The sequence below is a fragment of the Streptomyces ureilyticus genome (genome assembly GCF_011045025.1).
Lineage (GTDB): Bacteria > Actinomycetota > Actinomycetes > Streptomycetales > Streptomycetaceae > Streptomyces > Streptomyces ureilyticus.
Genome location: NZ_JAAKZX010000050.1, coordinates 31,053 through 51,361, shown reverse-complemented (window position 1 = coordinate 51,361; position 20,309 = coordinate 31,053). Strand labels below are relative to the sequence as shown.

The window sequence follows — 20,309 nt, the reverse complement described above, 5'->3', positions numbered from 1 at the left end:
CCCAGCGGTAGCTGGGAGGTGCCCCCCAAGGGGCTGATTCTCAGCCCGTCCGGCGTTTGAGAACGAGGCCGTTCAGGCCGATGGGGTCTGGGGCGCAGCCCCAGCGGGGTCCAGGGGCGGAGCCCCTTGGTATGGGACGGGTAGGGGCGGCGGGGGCGAAAGATGCCACCGGCTCCTCATTGGCCCTTGCAGTGGCCTGGTCCCCTCCCGTTTCCTCGGTGTTTGCAGAAACCCTCTTTCACCGAGTGAGGTCAACCCGTGTCGAGCACGCTCTCCAACTCCGCCCAGGCCCCCGAAACCGGCACCGCGCGCGTGAAGCGCGGAATGGCCGAGCAGCTCAAGGGCGGCGTGATCATGGACGTCGTCACGCCGGAGCAGGCGAAGATCGCCGAGGACGCGGGCGCCGTCGCCGTCATGGCCCTGGAGCGGGTCCCGGCGGACATCCGCAAGGACGGCGGAGTGGCCCGCATGTCCGACCCGGACATGATCGAGGGCATCATCGACGCCGTGTCCATCCCGGTGATGGCGAAGTCGCGGATCGGCCACTTCGTGGAGGCCCAGGTCCTGCAGTCCCTCGGCGTCGACTACATCGACGAGTCCGAGGTCCTCACCCCGGCCGACGAGGTCAACCACTCCGACAAGTGGGCCTTCACCACGCCGTTCGTCTGCGGTGCCACCAACCTCGGCGAGGCCCTGCGCCGCATAGCCGAAGGCGCGGCCATGATCCGCTCCAAGGGCGAGGCCGGCACGGGCAACGTCGTCGAGGCCGTCCGCCACCTGCGCCAGATCAAGAACGAGATCGCCAGGCTCCGCGGCTACGACAACAACGAGCTGTACGCCGCCGCCAAGGACCTCCGCGCCCCGTACGAGCTCGTCAAGGAGGTCGCCGAACTCGGCAAACTCCCGGTCGTGCTGTTCTCGGCCGGCGGTGTCGCCACCCCCGCAGACGCCGCCCTGATGCGCCAGCTCGGCGCCGAAGGCGTCTTCGTCGGCTCCGGCATCTTCAAGTCGGGCGACCCGGCCAAGCGCGCCGCAGCCATCGTGAAGGCCACCACCTTCTACGACGACCCCAAGATCATCGCGGACGCTTCCCGCAACCTCGGCGAGGCCATGGTCGGCATCAACTGCGACACCCTCCCCGAGGCCGAGCGCTACGCGAACCGCGGCTGGTAACCACCCATGACTGAAGCACCCGTCATAGGAGTCCTGGCCCTCCAGGGCGACGTACGGGAGCACCTCATCGCCCTGTCCGCGGCAAACGCCGAGGCCAGGGCGGTGCGGCGCCCCGAGGAACTCGCCGAGGTCGACGGCCTCGTCATCCCCGGCGGCGAGTCCACCACCATCTCCAAACTGGCCGTCCTCTTCGGCGTGATGGAGCCCCTCCGCGCGCGCGTGCGGGCCGGAATGCCCGTCTACGGCACCTGCGCCGGCATGATCATGCTCGCCGACAAGATCCTCGACCCACGCTCGGGCCAGGAGACCATCGGCGGCATCGACATGATCGTGCGCCGCAACGCCTTCGGACGGCAGAACGAGTCCTTTGAAGCGGCCGTCGACGTGAAGGGCGTCGAAGGCGATCCTGTAGAGGGCGTTTTCATCCGCGCCCCCTGGGTCGAGTCCGTCGGCGCCGAGGCCGAGGTGCTCGCCGAGCACGACGGCCACATCGTCGCCGTACGCCAGGGCAACGCGCTCGCCACGTCGTTCCACCCGGAACTGACCGGCGACCACCGCGTGCATGGTCTGTTTGTCGACATGGTGCGCGCGGACCGTACAGCGGAGTCCTTGTAGGATCTCTGGCGTTCGGACAGAGATGGGTTACGCGAAGGAGACAGGCAGATGTCCGGCCACTCTAAATGGGCCACGACGAAGCACAAGAAGGCCGTGATCGACGCCAAGCGCGGCAAGCTCTTCGCGAAGCTGATCAAGAACATCGAGGTCGCGGCGCGCATGGGCGGCGTGGACCTGGACGGCAATCCGACGCTGTACGACGCCGTGCAGAAGGCGAAGAAGTCGTCGGTCCCGAACAAGAACATCGATTCCGCGATCAAGCGCGGTGGTGGTCTCGAGGCCGGTGGCGCCGACTACGAGACCATCATGTACGAGGGGTACGGGCCGAACGGTGTCGCGGTGCTCATCGAGTGCCTGACCGACAACCGCAACCGCGCCGCCTCCGACGTACGCGTCGCCATGACCCGTAACGGCGGCTCGATGGCCGACCCGGGCTCCGTCTCGTACCTCTTCAACCGCAAGGGCGTCGTCATCGTCCCCAAGGGCGAGCTGTCCGAGGACGACGTCCTGGGTGCCGTACTCGAAGCAGGTGCCGAGGAGGTCAACGACCTGGGCGAGTCCTTCGAGGTGCTCAGCGAGGCCACCGACCTGGTCGCGGTCCGCACCGCCCTCCAGGACGCCGGCATCGACTACGACTCCGCCGAGGCCAACTTTGTCCCGACCATGCAGGTCGAACTGGACGAGGAGGGCGCCAAGAAGATCTTCAAGCTGATCGACGCCCTGGAGGACAGTGACGACGTGCAGAACGTTTTCGCCAACTTCGATGTGAGCGACGAGGTCATGGAGAAGGCCAGCGCATAGCGCTGCCGCGAGCGCCGCAGGTTTCGGCGGGCCGGTAGGGATGTGTCCCTACCGGCCCGCCGCTGTTGTCGGTGGCAGCGGTTAGCCTGGCGACAGTCAAAGATCACCGTCCACGTGCAAGGGGGAGGCGACTGTGCGGGTACTGGGTGTGGACCCGGGGCTGACCCGATGCGGCGTCGGAGTCGTCGAGGGCGTCGCCGGGCGCCCTCTGACGATGCTCGGCGTCGGGGTCGTACGGACGCCCTCGGACGCCGATGTCGGCCACCGCCTCGTCGCCATCGAGCAGGGCATCGAGGAGTGGATGGACGAGCACCGGCCCGAATACGTCGCCGTGGAGCGGGTGTTCAGCCAGCACAACGTACGCACGGTCATGGGCACCGCCCAGGCCAGTGCTGTCGCCATGCTCTGCGCGTCCCGTCGTGGACTGCCCGTCGCCCTGCACACCCCGAGCGAGGTCAAGGCGGCCGTGACCGGCAACGGCCGGTCCGACAAGGCCCAAGTCGGCGCCATGGTCACCCGGCTGCTCCGGCTCGACGCACCGCCGAAGCCCGCCGACGCCGCCGACGCCCTCGCGCTCGCCATCTGCCACATCTGGCGCGCCCCGGCCACCAACCGCCTCCAACAGGCCCACGCCCAGGCCCGCGAAGCTCAGGCCCGGGCCCAACAGGCCCGGCAGCAGGCCCAGTCACTCGCCCGAAAGGCCCCCCGATGATCGCCTTCGTCAGCGGCCCGGTCGCCGCCCTCGCCCCCGACTCCGCGGTGGTCGAAGTGGGCGGCATCGGCATCTCCGTCCAGTGCACGCCGGGCACGCTCTCCGGACTCCGCATGGGCAAGCAGGCGAAACTCGCCACATCCCTCGTCGTACGGGAGGAGTCGCTGACCCTGTACGGCTTCGTGGACGACGACGAGCGGCAAACCTTCGAACTGCTGCAGACCGCGAGCGGAGTCGGCCCGCGGCTGGCTCAGGCGATGCTCGCCGTGCACAGCCCGGAGGACCTGCGCCGTGCGATCTCCACCGGTGACGAGAAGGCGCTCATGGCTGTCCCCGGCATCGGCAAGAAGGGCGCCCAAAAACTCCTCCTGGAGCTCAAGGACCGCCTCGGCGAACCTCTCGGCACGGGCGGTGCGGCCATCGGCACGGCTGTCTCCACCGGCTGGCGCGAGCAGTTGCACGCCGCGCTCATCGGACTCGGGTACGCGACAAGGGAGGCCGACGAGGCGGTCTCGGCCGTCGCACCCCAGGCGGAGGCGTCCGAACGGGCTCCCCAGGTGGGCCAGTTGCTGAAGGCCGCCCTGCAGAGCCTCAACAGATCGCGGTAGCAGGCGAGTTCCGCGAAGAGCACGGAAGCCCCGTACGAACTACCAGACCGCGAGGCACACGCAATGAACTGGGACGACCCGACCGACGAGACCGCCGCCGAGCGGCTCGTCGGTGCGTCCGCCGACCGTGAGGACCAGGCCGTCGAGGCCGCCCTGCGTCCCAAGGACCTGGACGAGTTCATCGGCCAGGAGAAGGTCCGCGAGCAGCTCGACCTCGTCCTGCGCGCGGCACGCGCGCGTGGTGCCACGGCCGACCACGTACTGCTCTCCGGAGCCCCCGGCCTCGGCAAGACCACCCTCTCGATGATCATCGCGGCCGAGATGGAGGCCCCGATCCGCATCACCAGCGGCCCCGCCATCCAGCACGCCGGGGACCTGGCCGCGATCCTGTCCTCCCTCCAGGAGGGCGAGGTCCTCTTCCTCGATGAGATCCACCGCATGTCCCGGCCCGCCGAGGAGATGCTCTACATGGCGATGGAGGACTTCCGCGTCGACGTCATCGTCGGCAAGGGCCCCGGCGCCACCGCCATCCCGCTCGAACTGCCACCCTTCACGCTGGTCGGCGCCACCACGCGCGCGGGACTGCTGCCACCCCCGCTGCGCGACCGCTTCGGCTTCACCGCGCACATGGAGTTCTACGAGCCCGCCGAACTGGAGCGCGTCATCCACCGCTCCGCGCACCTGCTCGACGTCGAGATCGGCGCCGAGGGAGCCGCGGAGATCGCCGGCCGTTCCCGGGGCACGCCCCGTATCGCCAACCGCCTGCTGCGCCGCGTACGGGACTACGCCCAGGTCAAGGCCGACGGCGTCATCACCCGGGACATCGCCAAGGCGGCCCTCGCCGTGTACGAGGTGGACGACCGAGGACTCGACCGCCTCGACCGCGCCGTCCTCGAAGCCCTGCTCAAGCTCTTCGGCGGCGGACCGGTCGGCCTGTCCACGCTCGCCGTGGCCGTGGGGGAGGAGCGCGAGACGGTCGAGGAGGTCGCCGAGCCGTTCCTCGTACGCGAGGGACTGCTGGCCCGTACTCCCCGCGGGCGCGTCGCCACACCGGCCGCATGGGTGCATTTCGGCCTCACCCGGCCCGGGCCTTCCGCTGGTGGAAACGGACAACAGGACCTCTTCGGGGCGTGACGGGGCGCATACTCGCCGGACCAGGAACCACGGTGTAATGCTGGGCGTTGTTCCTTGAGTGCGGACTCGCTTAGACTCCGCCGATGCCGCCTTTGTCGGCGGCGCACATATACCCCCATCCATCAGGCCGCTCAGCATCGCGGTCGAATGAAGGAAGTTCCGACCCGTGAGTCTCGTGACCCTCCTCCCGTTCATCGTGCTCATCGGGGCCATGTTCCTGATGACCCGGTCGGCCAAGAAGAAGCAGCAAGCCGCTGCGCAGATGCGCAACGACATGCAGCCAGGCTCCGGCGTCCGCACGATCGGTGGCATGTACGCGACGGTGAAGGAGGTCAACGAGGACACGGTCCTCCTTGACGCAGGCCCGGGTGTCGACCTGCTCTTCGCCAAGAACGCCATCGGTGCCGTCCTCAGCGACGACGAGTACAACCGCATCGTGCACGGCATCGAGCACGACCTGAAGACCGACGAAGCCGTCGTCCCGGACGACGCCTCCTCCCTCACCGAGACCGACGAGCCCGCCGAGTCTTCCGACGACCAGCCCATCGACCTCGGCAAGAAGGAAGCGGCTGACGAGACCGCCGACGAGGAGCCGAAGAAGGCCGATGGCGCAGAGCTGAAGAAGTCCGACGGCGAGTCCGACGCGAAGTAGTCATGACCGGGGACCGCGGAGTGCGCCGCTCGCGCACCGCGGTCCCCGGACCATGTTGTTTCGCGGGGGATCTCGACACCATTTCATGGCCGTCCGCGCAGGTGCCCCGTCGCCGGGCGGACAACGAGGGAGAACGAGAAGGTGGCAGCACCTAAGAAGGGCCGAAAGCAGAGCGGCCAGGGGAGGCCGGGCCGCACATTGGCCCTGATGCTGATCGCGATCGTGGCGCTCACCGGTGGCATGTTCGCCTCCGGGCACACGACGCCGCGCCTCGGCATCGACCTCGCCGGCGGTACGAGCATCACGCTCGAGGCGCAGAACGAGCCCGGTCAGAAGAACGCGATCAACCCGACCAACATGAAGACCGCGGTCGGCATCATGGAACGCCGTGTCAACGGCCTGGGGGTCCAGGAGGCGGAGGTCCAGACCCAGGGCGACAAGAACATCATCGTCAACATCCCCAAGGGCACGAACTCCGCGCAGGCCCGGGAGCAGGTCGGTACCACCGCCAAGCTCTACTTCCGCCCGGTGCTGACAGGTGCCCCGACGGGTAATGCGACGGACCCCGGCGCTTCCCCGTCACCCAGCCCTTCCGGGAAGTCCCCGTCGCCCTCGGCCTCCGGGAAGTCTCCCTCGCCGACGCCCACCGCCACCACCCAGGGCCGCGCCGTGACGGAGGGCCTCGCCGCGAAGGACGGCGCGAAGAAGGCGGACCCGACGCCCTCCGCGCCGCCCAGCGGCAGCGCCCCGCCGCCGGCCGACCCCTCAGGCGAAGCCGCTGCCGCCGATGTGCAGAAGCAGCTGGACGCGCTGAACTGTTCCACGGCCAAGGGCCGCGCGGCGGCGAGCGAGAAGGCCAGCCAGGCCGAGGACACCGAAACGATCGTCGCCTGTGATCCGGATTCCCAGTACAAGTACGCGCTGGGTCCGGTCGCCGTGAACGGCGAGCGGGTCGAGGACGCCAGCGCCGTGTTCGCGTCGACGACCGGCGAGGGCTGGATCGTCCAGATGCAGTTCGACGACAAGGGTTCGGACCAGTTCGCTGACGTCACCGGCAAGCTGGTCGGCCAGGCACCGCCGCAGAACCAGTTCGCCATCGTGCTCGACGGCGAGATCGTCTCGGCTCCGTCGGTCAACTCGGCGATCACCGGCGGATCCGCCCAGATCTCCGGCGGCTTCAACCAGCAGTCCGCCGAGGACCTGGCGAACGTCCTGTCCTACGGCGCCCTCCCGCTCACCTTCAAGGAGGCGAGCGTCACCACGGTCGACGCCGCGCTCGGCGGCGACCAACTGGAGGCCGGTCTGATCGCCGGCGCCATCGGCCTCGCCCTGGTCATCATCTACCTGTTGGTCTACTACCGCGGCTTGTCGCTGATCGCCATCGCCTCACTGCTGGTCTCGGCGGTCATGACGTACGTGATCATGTCGCTGCTCGGTCCGGCCATCGGCTTCGCGCTGAACCTGCCCGCGGTCTGCGGTGCCATCGTCGCGATCGGCATCACAGCGGACTCGTTCATCGTGTTCTTCGAACGCATCCGAGACGAAGTCCGCGAGGGCCGAACGCTGCGGCCCGCCGTCGAACGGGGCTGGCCACGCGCCCGGCGCACCATCCTGGTCTCCGACTTCGTGTCGTTCCTCGCCGCCGCGGTGCTCTTCGTCGTCACCGTCGGCAAGGTCCAGGGCTTCGCGTTCACGCTGGGTCTGACCACCGTCCTGGACGTGGTCGTGGTCTTCTTCTTCACCAAGCCGCTGATGACGATCCTCGCCCGCAAGCCGTTCTTCGCGAACGGCCACAGCTGGTCCGGCCTGGACCCGAAGCGCCTTGGCGCCAAGCCACCGCTGCGCCGCTCCCGCCGCGTATCCGCTCCCGTCGACCCGAAGGAGGCGTGAGATGTCGAAGCTCGGCAACCTCGGCGCCCGTCTCTACCGCGGTGAGGTCGGTTACGACTTCGTCGGCAAGCGCATGCTCTGGTACGGCGTCTCGATCCTGATCACCATCACGGCCATCGTCGGCCTGTCGGTACGCGGCCTGAACATGGGCATCGAGTTCGAGGGCGGCGCCGTCTTCACCACCCCGAAGACGAGCGTCTCCGCATCTCAGGCCGAGGAGTACGCGGAGGAGGCAGCCGGCCACGACGCCATCGTGCAGGGCCTCGGCACGGGCGGGCTGCGCATCCAGGTCGCCGGTGTGGATACGGACCAGTCCGACCCGATCAAGTCGCAGATCGCCCAGGACATGAACCTCGCCCCGGAGAGGATCAGCGCCGAACTCGTCGGACCCAGCTGGGGTGACCAGATCGCCAACAAGGCCTGGCAAGGTCTCGGGATCTTCCTGGTCCTGGTGGTGATCTATCTGGCGATCGCCTTCGAGTGGCGGATGGCGTTGGCCGCGTTCGTCGCCCTCATCCATGACATCACCATCACGGTCGGCATCTACGCCCTCGTCGGCTTCGAAGTCACACCAGGCACCGTGATCGGTCTGCTGACGATCCTCGGTTATTCGCTGTACGACACAGTCGTCGTCTTCGACAGTCTCAAGGAACAGACGAAGGACCTCACCAAACAGACCCGCTGGACCTACAGCGAGGTCGCCAACCGCTCGATCAACAGCACCCTGGTGCGTTCCATCAACACCACGGTGGTCGCCCTGCTCCCGGTCGGTGGCCTGCTGTTCATCGGCGGCGGCGTACTCGGCGCGGGCATGCTCAACGACATCTCGCTGTCGCTGTTCGTGGGCCTCGCGGCCGGTGCGTACTCCTCGATCTTCATCGCCACGCCGCTCGTCGCCGACCTCAAGGAGCGCGAGCCGCAGATGAAGGCCCTGAAGAAGCGCGTACTCGCCAAGCGCGCCTCGGCCGCCTCGCAGAGCGAGCCCCAGGAGGCTGAGGCCGTCGACGAGCCGTATGACGAGGAGCCGGAGGACGCGACTCCCGCGGCCGTCGGTCCGCCGCGCAGCCAGCGTTCCCAGCCGTCGTCCCGCAACAGGGGCCGCGGCCGGCCTTCCGGGAAGCGCCGATGAGCGAGCACACAGACATCTCGAAGCTGCTCCTCAGCCGTATCCGGGACGTGGCCGACTATCCGGAGCCGGGCGTGATGTTCAAGGACATCACCCCGCTCCTGGCCGACCCGGCCGCGTTCACGGCACTCACCGACGCGCTCGCCGAGATCAGCGTCCGCAGCGGCGCCACGAAGATCGTCGGCCTGGAGGCCCGTGGCTTCATCCTCGGCGCCCCCGTGGCGGTCCGCGCCGGGCTCGGCTTCATCCCCGTCCGCAAGGCCGGCAAGCTCCCCGGGGCGACGCTCAGCCAGGCGTACGAGCTGGAGTACGGCTCGGCCGAGATCGAGGTGCACGCCGAGGACCTGGCCGCGGGCGACCGCGTCATGATCGTCGATGATGTACTCGCCACCGGCGGCACCGCCGAGGCCTCGCTCCAGCTGATCCGCCGGGCCGGCGCCGAGGTGGCCGGCGTGGCCGTCCTCATGGAGCTTGGCTTCCTCGGCGGCCGGGGCAGGCTGGAACCGGCCCTCGCGGGCGCCCCGTTGGAGGCGCTCCTCACAGTCTGAGTGAGGGCCCGAGCGGCAGTACGAGTGACGCCCGGGCACCCCAGGGCAAGGCGCACGCAAGGCCTGGGACACCCGTAGAACACCGCGGAGGCGGGCCCGGAGGAATCCGGTGCCCGCCTCCCGTGTTTCTCCTGTACAAAGCCGTCTCTCCAGGCGAAGGCGAGTCCGGAGCCCGGGATCGCTACCATGGGATCTCCGGAGCCTGACCGGGGGACCCGGATCGCGCACGAGGAGCCCTCTTGGCAGACGAGGCCCAGCCACTGACTCCCAGGGCTGAACACCTGGGGGCACCCCCAGCCGCCAAGCCCGACTCGACGACGGGCACCGCGGCCGCGCCCACGAAGAACGCCAGAGGCGACACCGGCGGGCCGGTCCGGCATGCCCAGCCCGCCTCCGGCGGCACAGCGGCCGAGCAGTCGCGCCCGAAGCCTGCTCCTCCTGAGCGCGAGCGGCCCACGCCCTCACCCGCGCCCACGACCGCACCTGCGGTTCGCCCCGCGCCCGGCCAGCCCGCCCGCTCCGGCGGTTCCTCCAACCGCGTACGCGCCCGTCTCGCCCGCCTCGGCGTCCAGCGCTCCAACCCGTACAACCCGGTCCTGGAGCCCCTGCTGCGGATAGTGCGCAGCAACGACCCGAAGATCGAGACCTCCACGCTCCGTCAGGTCGAGAAGGCCTACCAGGTCGCCGAGCGCTGGCACCGCGGCCAGAAGCGCAAGAGCGGCGACCCGTACATCACGCACCCGCTCGCCGTCACCACGATCCTCGCCGAGCTGGGTATGGACCCGGCCACGCTGATGGCGGGCCTGCTGCACGACACCGTCGAGGACACCGAGTACGGGCTCGAGCAGCTGCGCCGCGACTTCGGCGACCAGGTCGCCCTCCTCGTCGACGGCGTGACCAAGCTGGACAAGGTCAAGTTCGGCGAGGCGGCCCAGGCCGAGACCGTGCGCAAGATGGTCGTCGCCATGGCCAAGGACCCCCGTGTCCTGGTCATCAAGCTCGCCGACCGCCTGCACAACATGCGCACCATGCGTTACCTCAAGCGCGAGAAGCAGGAGAAGAAGGCGCGCGAGACCCTCGAGATCTACGCGCCGCTAGCCCACCGCCTGGGCATGAACACCATCAAGTGGGAGCTGGAGGACCTCGCCTTCGCGATCCTCTATCCCAAGATGTACGACGAGATCGTCCGCCTCGTCGCCGAACGCGCCCCCAAGCGCGACGAGTACCTCGCCATAGTGACCGACGAGGTGCAGTCCGACCTGCGCGCGGCCCGCATCAAGGCGACCGTCACCGGCCGCCCGAAGCACTACTACAGCGTCTACCAGAAGATGATCGTCCGCGGCCGTGACTTCGCGGAGATTTACGACCTGGTGGGCATTCGTGTACTGGTCGACACCGTCAGGGACTGTTACGCCGCCCTCGGCACCGTGCACGCGCGATGGAACCCGGTCCCCGGCCGGTTCAAGGACTACATCGCGATGCCCAAGTTCAACATGTACCAGTCGCTGCACACGACGGTCATCGGGCCCAACGGAAAGCCCGTCGAACTCCAGATCCGTACGTTCGACATGCACCGCCGCGCCGAGTACGGCATCGCCGCGCACTGGAAGTACAAGCAGGATCCCTCCGCCGGCGCCTCCAAGGTGCGCAGCGACGTACCGAAGAAGGCCGGCAAGGACGACCACATCAACGACATGGCGTGGCTGCGCCAGTTGCTCGACTGGCAGAAGGAGACCGAGGACCCCTCGGAGTTCCTGGAGTCACTGCGCTTCGACTTGTCCCGCAACGAGGTCTTCGTCTTCACGCCCAAGGGCGACGTCATAGCGCTCCCCGCCGGCGCGACCCCGGTGGACTTCGCGTACGCGGTCCACACGGAAGTCGGCCACCGGACCATCGGCGCGCGGGTCAACGGCCGCCTCGTACCGCTCGAATCGACCCTGGACAACGGCGACCTGGTGGAGGTGTTCACCTCCAAGGCGGCCGGCGCGGGCCCCTCCCGCGACTGGCTGGGCTTCGTGAAGTCGCCGCGGGCCCGCAACAAGATCCGCGCCTGGTTCTCCAAGGAACGCCGCGACGAGGCCATCGAACACGGCAAGGACGCCATCGTCCGCGCCATGCGCAAGCAGAACCTGCCGATCCAGCGCATCCTCACCGGCGACTCCCTGGTCACGCTGGCGCACGAGATGCGCTACCCCGACATCTCCGCGCTGTACGCGGCGATCGGCGAGGGCCATGTGTCCGCGCAGAACGTCGTGCAGAAGCTCGTCCAGGCGCTCGGTGGCGAGGAGGCCGCCACCGAGGAGATCGACGAGAGCGTGCCGCCCGCGCGCGGGCGCAGCCGTAAACGCCGCTCCAGCGCCGACCCGGGCGTCGTGGTCAAGGGCGTCGACGATGTGTGGGTCAAGCTGGCCCGATGTTGTACGCCCGTCCCCGGCGACCCCATCATGGGCTTCGTGACGCGTGGCAGTGGCGTATCGGTTCACCGCACCGACTGCGTCAACGTCGACTCCCTGTCCCGCGAGCCCGAGCGCATCCTCGAGGTCGAGTGGGCGCCCACCCAGTCCTCGGTGTTCCTGGTCGCCATCCAGGTGGAGGCCCTGGACCGCTCACGCCTCCTCTCGGACGTCACACGCGTCCTCTCGGACCAGCACGTCAACATCCTCTCCGCGGCCGTCCAGACCTCCCGCGACCGCGTCGCCACCTCCCGCTTCACGTTCGAGATGGGCGACCCCAAGCACCTGGGCCACGTCCTGAAGGCGGTCAGGGGAGTCGAGGGCGTGTACGACGTGTACCGGGTGACCTCGGCACGCAGGCCGTAACGACCGCTGCGCTGCTACTACGTAGAAGGGGCTTCCGTACCTTGCGTACGGAAGCCCCTTCTACGTAGGAGCGGAAAAACCGCTGGAAGCGCTCAGCCGCCGAACTCCTGCAGACCCTTCAGCGCCTGGTCCAGCAATGCCTGACGGCCATCGAGCTCCTTCTGGAGCTTGTCCGCCTTGGCGTTGTTGCCCGCCGCGCGCGCCGATTCGATCTGGCCCTGGAGCTTGTCCACGGCGGCCTGGAGCTGACCGGTCAGACCCTCGGCACGCGCGCGTGCCTCCGGGTTCGTCCGGCGCCACTCCGTCTCCTCGGACTCCTGGATGGCCCGCTCCACCGCGTGCATCCGGCCCTCGACCTTCGGGCGGGCGTCGCGCGGCACATGGCCGATGGCCTCCCAGCGCTCGTTGATGGCGCGGAAGGCGGCGCGGGCCGCCTTCAGATCCGTCACCGGGAGGATCTTCTCGGCCTCGTGGGCCAGTTCCTCCTTGAGCTTGAGGTTCTCGGCCTGCTCCGCGTCCCGCTCGGCGAAGACGGAGCTACGGGCCGCGAAGAAGATGTCCTGGGCACCGCGGAAACGGTTCCACAGGTCGTCCTCGTGCTCGCGCTGGGCGCGGCCCGCGGCCTTCCACTCCGACATCAGCTCGCGGTAACGCGCCGCCGTCGGGCCCCAGTCCGTGGAGCCGGACAGCGCCTCGGCCTCCGCGACCAGCTTCTCCTTGGTCTTACGGGCCTCCTCGCGCTGCGCGTCCAGCTGCGCGAAGTGCGCCTTGCGGCGCTTGGAGAACGCCGAGCGCGCATGCGAGAAGCGGTGCCACAGCTCGTCGTCCGACTTGCGGTCGAGCCGCGGCAACCCCTTCCAGGTGTCCACCAGGGCCCGCAGCCGCTCACCGGCGGCTCGCCACTGGTCGGACTGCGCCAGCTGTTCCGCCTCGGCGACCAGCTCCTCCTTGGCATGCCGCGCCTCGTCGGACTGCCTCGCCCGCTGGGCCTTGCGCTCCTCACGGCGCGCCTCGACCGCCTTGACCAGCTTGTCCAGCCGGGCCCGCAGTGCGTCCAGGTCACCGACCACGTGGTGGGCGTCGACCTGCTCCCGGATATGGTCGATGGCGGCAAAGGCGTCCTTCGCCGACAGGTCGGTGGTCTTCACTCGTCGCTCGAGGAGGCCGATCTCCACAACCAGGCCCTCGTACTTGCGCTCGAAGTAGGCCAGTGCCTCGTCAGGAGAGCCGGCCTGCCAGGAACCGACGACCTGCTCGCCATCGGCCGTACGCACGTACACGGTGCCCGTCTCGTCGACGCGGCCCCACGGGTCGCTGCTCACAGCGCCTCCTCCACATGATGCCTGCGTAGGGTGGCTGTACCCCCGGCATCGTCCACAGTTTCGTCACGGCCAACATAGGCGACCGGCGGGGCGGCTGTCCGCATACCGCGCGACCGAAATTGGGCCCCTGACGATCAGGATTTCGTCACGGTCGCCTTGTTGATCACGACCGTCGCATTCGGAGCGGTGGTGCCGGTCGTGGGGTCGGCGGGCTGGGCGCCGGCGTCCGAGATCTTCTTCAGGACCTTCATGCCTTCCTTGGAGATCGTTCCGAACGGCGTGTAGTCGGGCGGCAGCTCGCTGTCCTGGTACACGAGGAAGAACTGGCTGCCACCACTGTCGCGGCCCTCCTTCGTCTGAGCGTTGTACTGGTTGGCCATGGCCACCGTGCCCGCCGGATACACGTTCCCCCTCAGGCGCTCGTCCTTCAGGTTCTCGTCCGGAATGGTGTAACCGGGGCCGCCCGTGCCGTCACCCTTGGGGTCGCCGCACTGGAGCACGAAGATGCCCTGTGGGACGAGCCGATGGCACTTGGTGTGGTCCAGATAGCCCTTGTCCACCAGGAAGTTGAACGAGTTCACCGTACGCGGAGCCTTCGAGGCCAGCATCTCGATGTCTATCGTGCCGCAGGTCGTCTGCAGCTTCATCGTGTAGTCCGCCGACTTGTCGACGGTCAGGGCCGGCTCCTTCTTGTAGCTGAGCGGCTTGACCTTGCCCGCGGCGGGCTTCTCGCAGGGGTCCGGCGCCTTGCTGGGGGAGGCGCTCGGGGTCACCTCCGCGTTCGCGTTGTCCTTGGTGTCGTCGCCCTTGAGGGCGTCGGTCGTGGTCGCCACCACGACCAGCACCACGATCACACTGAGCGCCGACGCGATGGAGGCGTTACGGACACGTGCCTTGCGCCGCGCGGCCGTACGCCGCTGCTGCTGCCGCAAGAACTTCTCCCGGGCGAGCTGACGCCGCCGCTGTTCCTGGCTGACCACCGGGTTCTCTCCTCATGCGTCTCGTACGTCAGGTGGTACGCCTGCGTCTGGTGAGCCGACCGCCTGCGTGTGCCCCGTACCGTATATGGGTTCGCTGTGGTTCCGGCAGCGCCGGTAGGCTCTGGCCCACAGCCAACCGCCCCCGTACGAACGAAGGACGATCGTGCTCATTGCCGGGTTCCCCGCCGGGGCCTGGGGCACCAACTGTTATCTGGTTGCCCCCGCCGCAGGTGAGGAGTGCGTGATCATCGACCCGGGCCACGAGGCCGCCGAGGGAGTCGAGGAGACGCTGAAGAAGCATCGGCTCAAGCCGGTCGCCGTCGTCCTCACGCACGGCCACATCGACCACGTGGCCTCGGTCGTCCCGGTGTGCGGCGCGCACGGCGTACCGGCGTGGATCCACCCTGAAGACCGGTACATGATGAACGACCCGTCGATGGGTCTCGGCCGTTCCATCGGGATGCCGCTCATGGGCGAACTGACCGTGGGGGAGCCGGACGACGTCAAGGAGCTGACCGACGGCGCGAAGCTGGAGCTGGCCGGTCTGGAGCTGTCCGTCGCGCATGCGCCGGGCCATACGAAGGGGTCGGTGACCTTCGGGCTGCCCGAGGCGGCGGACATCCCGCCGGTGTTCTTCTCGGGCGACCTCCTGTTCGCCGGCTCCATCGGACGCACCGACCTGCCCGGCGGTGACATGGCCGAGATGCTCGACTCGCTGGCCCGCGTGTGCCTGCCGCTCGACGACTCGACCGTGGTGCTGTCCGGACACGGCCCCCAGACGACCATCGGCCAGGAGCGCGCCACCAACCCGTACTTGCGGCAGGTGGCCGCAGTCCGCCAGGAACATGGCGCGGACCAGGCTTCCGCTCCTCGACGAGGAATGTGACGAGAGACTTCCGTGAGCACCTTCAAGGCCCCCAAGGGCACGTACGACCTGATTCCCCCGGACAGCGCGAAGTACCTCGCCGTGCGCGAGGCGATCGCCGCGCCGCTGCGGAACTCCGGTTACGGCTACATCGAGACACCCGGCTTCGAGAGCGTCGAGCTCTTCGCGCGCGGGGTCGGTGAGTCCACCGACATCGTGACCAAGGAGATGTACGCCTTCGAGACCAAGGGCGGCGACAAGCTCGCACTGCGGCCCGAGGGCACCGCTTCCGTGCTGCGCGCCGCGCTGGAGGCCAACCTCCACAAGCTGGGCAACCTGCCGGTCAAGCTCTGGTATTCGGGCTCGTACTACCGCTACGAGCGCCCCCAGAAGGGCCGTTACCGCCACTTCTCCCAGGTCGGCGCCGAGGCGATCGGAGCCGAGGACCCGGCACTGGACGCCGAGTTGATCATCCTCGCGGACCAGGCGTACCGCTCGCTCGGCCTGCGCGACTTCCGCATCCTGCTCAACTCGCTGGGCGACAAGGAGTGCCGTCCGGTGTACCGGGCAGCGCTGCAGGACTTCCTGCGCGGGCTCGAACTCGACGAGGACACGCTGCGCCGCGCCCAGATCAACCCGCTGCGCGTCCTCGACGACAAGCGCGACGACGTGCAGAAGCAGCTCGTGGGGGCACCGTTGCTCCGCGACTTCCTGTGCGATGCGTGCAAGGCGTACCACGAGGAGGTGCGTGAACTGATCACGGCCGCCGGGGTCTCCTTCGAGGACGACCCGAAGCTCGTGCGCGGCCTGGACTACTACACGCGGACGACCTTCGAGTTCGTGCACGACGGTCTGGGCTCACAGTCCGCGGTGGGCGGCGGCGGCCGCTACGACGGTCTCTCCGAGATGATCGGCGGACCCGCGCTGCCCTCGGTCGGCTGGGCGCTGGGCGTCGACCGTACGGTCCTTGCCCTGGAGGCGGAGGGTGTCGAGCTCCAACTGCCCGCATCCACCAGCGTGTTCGCGGTGCCACTCGGCGAGGAGGCCAGGCGGGTGCTCTTCAGGGTCGTCACCGAGCTGCGCAAGGTCGGCGTCGCGGCGGACTTCTCGTACGGCGGGAAGGGTCTCAAGGGGGCGATGAAGAGCGCGAACCGGAGTGGGGCGCGCTACGCGATCGTCGCGGGCGAACGTGACCTCTCTGAAGGCGTCGTTCAGCTCAAGGACATGGAGTCCGGGGAGCAGGAGGCCGTCGGGGTGAACGAGATCGTGGCGGAGCTGGAAGCCCGGCTGGGGTGACGTTTCGAGCGAACGTTCCCGGGCCGCTGTGCGTACCTCCTTATGTCCAGCGAACGGTGGATACGCGCGCGCGTGCGGCACAATGACCGTGCCCGTCGACCCCCCTCAAGCTACGGAAACGGCGTGATGAGCAAGACGACAGTCAGGGAAGGCGTCTCCGTCGACCAGGCACGTGCCGAGGGCCCGCCGCGCTCGGTCGGCGGAAGCCGCGCTCTCGCTCTCCTGCTGATGATCACGGGCGCGGCCGGGCTGCTGGCCTCCTGGATCATCACGATCGACAAGTTCAAGCTCCTGGAGGACCCGAACTTCACGCCGGGCTGCAGCCTGAACCCGGTCGTCTCCTGCGGCAACATCATGAAGAGCGACCAGGCCTCGGTCTTCGGGTTCCCCAACCCGATGCTGGGCCTGGTCACCTACGCCATCGTGATCGGCGTCGGCATGAGCCTGCTGGCCCGGGCGACGTTCCCGCGCTGGTACTGGCTGACCTTCAACGCGGGCACGCTCTTCGGGGTCGGCTTCTGCACCTGGCTCATGTACCAGTCGCTCTACAACATCAACTCCTTGTGCCTGTGGTGCTGCCTCGCCTGGGTCGCCACGATCGTCATGTTCTGGACCGTGACCGCGTTCAACGTGCGGCACGGGTTCCTGCCCGCCCCCGGCTGGCTGAAGGGCTTCCTCGGCGAGTTCGCGTGGGTCCTGCCCGTGCTGCACATCGGGATCATCGGCATGCTGATCCTGACTCGCTGGTGGGACTTCTGGACCAGCTGACCGGACCAGTTGAACGGGCCGGCTGACCGCGGCCCGGGGCGTTGTCAGTCGCGTGACATAGGGTTTTCCTCGTGGAGCCCGACCTGTTCACCGCCGCAGCAGAAGAACGCCAGGAGAAGGACCCGTCCAGCAGCCCCCTGGCCGTACGGATGCGCCCGCGCACCCTGGACGAAGTCGTGGGCCAGCAGCACCTGTTGAAGCCTGGCTCGCCCCTGCGCAGACTGGTCGGCGAAGGGGCCGGGGGCCCGGCCGGACCGTCCTCGGTGATCCTCTGGGGCCCGCCCGGCACCGGCAAGACGACCCTCGCGTACGTCGTCTCCAAGGCCACCAACAAGCGCTTCGTGGAGCTCTCCGCGATCACGGCCGGCGTCAAGGAAGTGCGCGCGGTCATCGAGGGCGCCCGCCGCGCCACCGGAGGCTACGGCAAAGAGACCGTCCTCTTCCTGGACGAGATCCACCGCTTCAGCAAGGCCCAGCAGGACTCCCTGCTCCCGGCCGTCGAGAACCGCTGGGTGACGTTGATCGCCGCGACCACCGAGAACCCGTACTTCTCGGTGATCTCCCCGCTCCTCTCCCGCTCCCTGCTCCTCACCCTCGAACCGCTCACGGACGACGACCTGCGCGGTCTCATCAAGCGCGCGCTGGCCGACGAGCGCGGCCTGAAGGACGCCGTCACGCTTCCCGAGGACACCGAGGAGCACCTGCTGCGGATCGCCGGCGGTGACGCGCGCCGCGCTCTGACTGCCCTGGAGGCCGCGGCCGGCTCCGCGCTCGACAAGGGAGAGACGGAAGTGACCCTCCAGACCCTGGAGGAGACCGTCGACCGCGCCGCCGTGAAGTACGACCGCGACGGCGACCAGCACTACGACGTGGCGAGTGCCCTGATCAAGTCCATCCGCGGCTCGGACGTGGACGCCGCGCTGCACTACCTGGCCCGGATGATCGAGGCCGGCGAGGACCCCCGCTTCATCGCACGCCGCCTGATGATCTCCGCCAGCGAGGACATCGGCCTGGCCGATCCGAACGCGCTGCCCATAGCCGTCGCCGCCGCCCAGGCGGTCGCGATGATCGGCTTCCCCGAGGCAGCACTCACCCTCAGCCACGCCACCATCGCCCTCGCGCTGGCCCCCAAGTCGAACGCGGCGACGACGGCGATCGGCGCCGCCATGGAGGACGTACGGAAGGGGCTGGCCGGTCCCGTGCCCCCGCACCTGCGCGACGGGCACTACAAGGGCGCGGCGAAGCTCGGGCACGCCCAGGGGTACGTGTATCCGCACGACCTGCCCGAGGGGATCGCCGCTCAGCAGTACGCACCGGACGCGATCAAGGAGCGGGAGTACTACACGCCGACCAGGCACGGGGCCGAGGCCCGGTACGCCGACGCGGTCGAGTGGACCAGGAAACACCTCGGTCGGAAGCAGTCCTGAACCCCCTGTAGACTCCTGAACAGTGCTGCGTCCCGTGTCCGGCTCCGGTCGGCGCCTCAGACGGGACATCCAGCCGGATCTTTTGATCCAGGAGCGTCGCGCACCGTTGTAGGTGTCGCGGGCCGCCCACCACCACCCGGAGTTCCGGGACCGGTCGGTGGGCCGTTCGTGTGCTGCACGTATGTGCCCAGACCAGGGGAGCGGCTGCCCGGCAAGTCCCTCGCGGACCTGACGGGAATCCCCCGGCTGCGGATGCGACCTCCCATAACCCTGAGGCAGCCGATAAGGAAAAGGAAAAGAAGTGGCGAATCAGTCCCGCCCCAAGGTCAAGAAGTCGCGTGCCCTCGGCATCGCGCTGACCCCGAAGGCCGTCAAGTACTTCGAGGCCCGCCCCTACCCGCCGGGCGAGCACGGCCGCGGCCGCAAGCAGAACTCGGACTACAAGGTCCGTCTGCTCGAGAAGCAGCGCCTGCGCGCGCAGTACGACGTGTCCGAGCGCCAGCTCGTCCGCGCCTACGAGCGTGCCGCCAAGACGCAGGGCAAGACCGGTGAGGCCCTGGTCATCGAGCTCGAGCGCCGTCTCGACGCGCTGGTCCTGCGTTCGGGCATCGCCCGCACGATCTACCAGGCCCGCCAGATGGTCACCCACGGCCACATCGAGGTCAACGGCCACAAGGTCGACAAGCCGTCGTTCCGCGTCAAGCCCGACGACGTCGTGATGGTCCGCGAGCGGAGCCGCCAGAAGCCGCTGTTCGAGGTGGCCCGTGAGGGTGGCTTCGCCCCCGACGGCGAGACCCCGCGCTACCTCCAGGTGAACCTCCGCGCCCTGGCCTTCCGCCTGGACCGCGAGCCGAACCGCAAGGAGATCCCGGTGATCTGCGACGAGCAGCTCGTCGTCGAGTACTACGCCCGCTGATCACTTCCCCGCGGACGTAGCACCACCTGTGCGCCGGCCCGCTGTCTCCCCGCCCTCCCGGCGGGCGAGGCAGCGGGCTTTCGCACATCCGCCGGCGGCCGGGCCGTAATCCGGTACGGAGCGGGATCCCCGGCGCGATAGGCTCGGGAGACGACTTTTTCGATGTTCAGGCACGAAATCCAGGGAGCGGGTGCGCAGTGTCCGGTGGAGAGGTGGCCGGGATCCTGGTGGCCGTCTTCTGGGCGATCCTGGTCTCCTTCCTCGCGGTGGCGCTCGCGAGGCTGGCCCAGACGCTCAGGGCGACCACCAAGCTCGTCGCGGACGTGACCGACCAGGCCGTCCCGCTCCTGGCAGACGCCTCCTCCGCGGTGCGTTCCGCGCAGACCCAGATCGACCGGGTCGACGCCATCGCCTCCGACGTCCAGGAGGTCACCTCGAACGCGTCGGCGCTCTCCACGACCGTCGCCTCCACCTTCGGCGGCCCGCTGGTGAAGGTCGCGGCCTTCGGGTACGGCGTACGCCGGGCCATCGGCGGCCGGCGTGAGGACGCGCCCGCCAAGTCGGAGCGCCGTACCGTGATCGTGGGCCGCACCGTCTCGTCCGCGCGACGGGAGAAGCGGAACAGCCGGAACAACCGGGGTAAGAAGGACTGACGCA

Annotated in this window: 19 protein-coding genes; 17 read left to right on the top strand and 2 right to left on the bottom strand. The window is 68.8% G+C overall.

Annotated elements, in window-relative coordinates; all coding sequences use genetic code 11:
• Positions 1–258 precede the first annotated feature (258 nt).
• The 11 genes from pdxS to G6048_RS18005 all read left to right on the top strand — a co-directional run bounded on the left by pdxS (position 259) and on the right by G6048_RS18005 (position 12,078).
• A complete protein-coding gene (pdxS, locus tag G6048_RS18060) occupies positions 259–1,173 on the top strand; it encodes a pyridoxal 5'-phosphate synthase lyase subunit PdxS (protein WP_165340580.1) in 915 nt (304 codons plus the stop codon).
• 6 nt (positions 1,174–1,179) lie between these two features.
• The gene (gene pdxT, locus G6048_RS18055; RefSeq protein ID WP_165340579.1) at positions 1,180–1,788 is read left to right on the top strand and encodes a pyridoxal 5'-phosphate synthase glutaminase subunit PdxT; all 609 of its coding nucleotides are present in this window, start codon (positions 1,180–1,182) and stop codon (positions 1,786–1,788) included.
• 48 nt (positions 1,789–1,836) lie between these two features.
• Entirely contained in the window at positions 1,837–2,589 is a 753-nt protein-coding gene (locus tag G6048_RS18050) for a YebC/PmpR family DNA-binding transcriptional regulator (RefSeq protein ID WP_033324912.1), read from the top strand.
• Positions 2,590–2,722: 133 nt separating this feature from the next.
• Positions 2,723–3,301, top strand: a complete 579-nt coding sequence (ruvC, locus tag G6048_RS18045; protein WP_165340578.1) for a crossover junction endodeoxyribonuclease RuvC — start codon at positions 2,723–2,725, stop codon at positions 3,299–3,301.
• A complete protein-coding gene (gene ruvA / locus G6048_RS18040) occupies positions 3,298–3,909 on the top strand; it encodes a Holliday junction branch migration protein RuvA (RefSeq protein ID WP_165340577.1) in 612 nt (203 codons plus the stop codon). The genes ruvC and ruvA overlap by 4 nt, the downstream gene beginning before the upstream one ends.
• A gap of 63 nt (positions 3,910–3,972) precedes the next feature.
• Positions 3,973–5,043, top strand: coding sequence for a Holliday junction branch migration DNA helicase RuvB (ruvB, locus tag G6048_RS18035; protein ID WP_165340576.1), 1,071 nt, complete (start codon positions 3,973–3,975; stop codon positions 5,041–5,043).
• A 166-nt stretch (positions 5,044–5,209) separates the two neighbouring features.
• Entirely contained in the window at positions 5,210–5,695 is a 486-nt protein-coding gene (gene yajC, locus G6048_RS18030; protein ID WP_165340575.1) for a preprotein translocase subunit YajC, read from the top strand.
• A 141-nt stretch (positions 5,696–5,836) separates the two neighbouring features.
• Positions 5,837–7,585 (top strand): protein translocase subunit SecD, encoded by a 1,749-nt coding sequence (gene secD, locus G6048_RS18025; protein ID WP_165340574.1) that lies wholly within the window; start codon positions 5,837–5,839, stop codon positions 7,583–7,585.
• Between the two features lies 1 nt (position 7,586).
• The gene (gene secF / locus G6048_RS18020) at positions 7,587–8,714 is read left to right on the top strand and encodes a protein translocase subunit SecF (RefSeq protein WP_165340573.1); all 1,128 of its coding nucleotides are present in this window, start codon (positions 7,587–7,589) and stop codon (positions 8,712–8,714) included.
• Positions 8,711–9,259, top strand: coding sequence for an adenine phosphoribosyltransferase (locus G6048_RS18015; protein ID WP_165340572.1), 549 nt, complete (start codon positions 8,711–8,713; stop codon positions 9,257–9,259). The genes secF and G6048_RS18015 overlap by 4 nt, the downstream gene beginning before the upstream one ends.
• A gap of 239 nt (positions 9,260–9,498) precedes the next feature.
• The gene (locus G6048_RS18005; protein WP_408056144.1) at positions 9,499–12,078 is read left to right on the top strand and encodes a RelA/SpoT family protein; all 2,580 of its coding nucleotides are present in this window, start codon (positions 9,499–9,501) and stop codon (positions 12,076–12,078) included.
• A 92-nt stretch (positions 12,079–12,170) separates the two neighbouring features.
• Here G6048_RS18005 and G6048_RS18000 read toward each other — a convergent pair whose 3' ends face one another.
• Both G6048_RS18000 and G6048_RS17995 read right to left on the bottom strand, forming a co-directional pair.
• Positions 12,171–13,400: a DUF349 domain-containing protein gene (locus G6048_RS18000; protein WP_165340571.1), complete on the bottom strand. Its 1,230-nt coding sequence runs from the start codon at positions 13,398–13,400 to the stop codon at positions 12,171–12,173.
• A 134-nt stretch (positions 13,401–13,534) separates the two neighbouring features.
• A complete protein-coding gene (locus G6048_RS17995; protein WP_165340570.1) occupies positions 13,535–14,380 on the bottom strand; it encodes a peptidylprolyl isomerase in 846 nt (281 codons plus the stop codon).
• A gap of 163 nt (positions 14,381–14,543) precedes the next feature.
• Here G6048_RS17995 and G6048_RS17990 point away from each other — a divergent pair, with 163 nt between their 5' ends.
• From G6048_RS17990 to G6048_RS17965, 6 genes are all read left to right on the top strand, one after another.
• Positions 14,544–15,266 carry an MBL fold metallo-hydrolase gene (locus tag G6048_RS17990; protein ID WP_165340569.1) on the top strand — a complete coding sequence of 241 codons (723 nt, stop codon included), beginning with the start codon at positions 14,544–14,546 and terminating at the stop codon, positions 15,264–15,266.
• A 12-nt stretch (positions 15,267–15,278) separates the two neighbouring features.
• Entirely contained in the window at positions 15,279–16,541 is a 1,263-nt protein-coding gene (gene hisS / locus G6048_RS17985) for a histidine--tRNA ligase (RefSeq protein WP_165340568.1), read from the top strand.
• A gap of 126 nt (positions 16,542–16,667) precedes the next feature.
• On the top strand, positions 16,668–17,309 hold the full coding sequence (locus tag G6048_RS17980; RefSeq protein WP_165340567.1) for a vitamin K epoxide reductase family protein: 642 nt from the start codon (positions 16,668–16,670) through the stop codon (positions 17,307–17,309).
• A gap of 71 nt (positions 17,310–17,380) precedes the next feature.
• Positions 17,381–18,736, top strand: coding sequence for a replication-associated recombination protein A (locus tag G6048_RS17975; protein ID WP_165340566.1), 1,356 nt, complete (start codon positions 17,381–17,383; stop codon positions 18,734–18,736).
• 301 nt (positions 18,737–19,037) lie between these two features.
• Positions 19,038–19,652: a 30S ribosomal protein S4 gene (gene rpsD / locus G6048_RS17970; RefSeq protein ID WP_033324931.1), complete on the top strand. Its 615-nt coding sequence runs from the start codon at positions 19,038–19,040 to the stop codon at positions 19,650–19,652.
• A 197-nt stretch (positions 19,653–19,849) separates the two neighbouring features.
• Positions 19,850–20,305 carry a DUF948 domain-containing protein gene (locus G6048_RS17965; RefSeq protein ID WP_165340565.1) on the top strand — a complete coding sequence of 152 codons (456 nt, stop codon included), beginning with the start codon at positions 19,850–19,852 and terminating at the stop codon, positions 20,303–20,305.
• Positions 20,306–20,309: the final 4 nt, after the last annotated feature.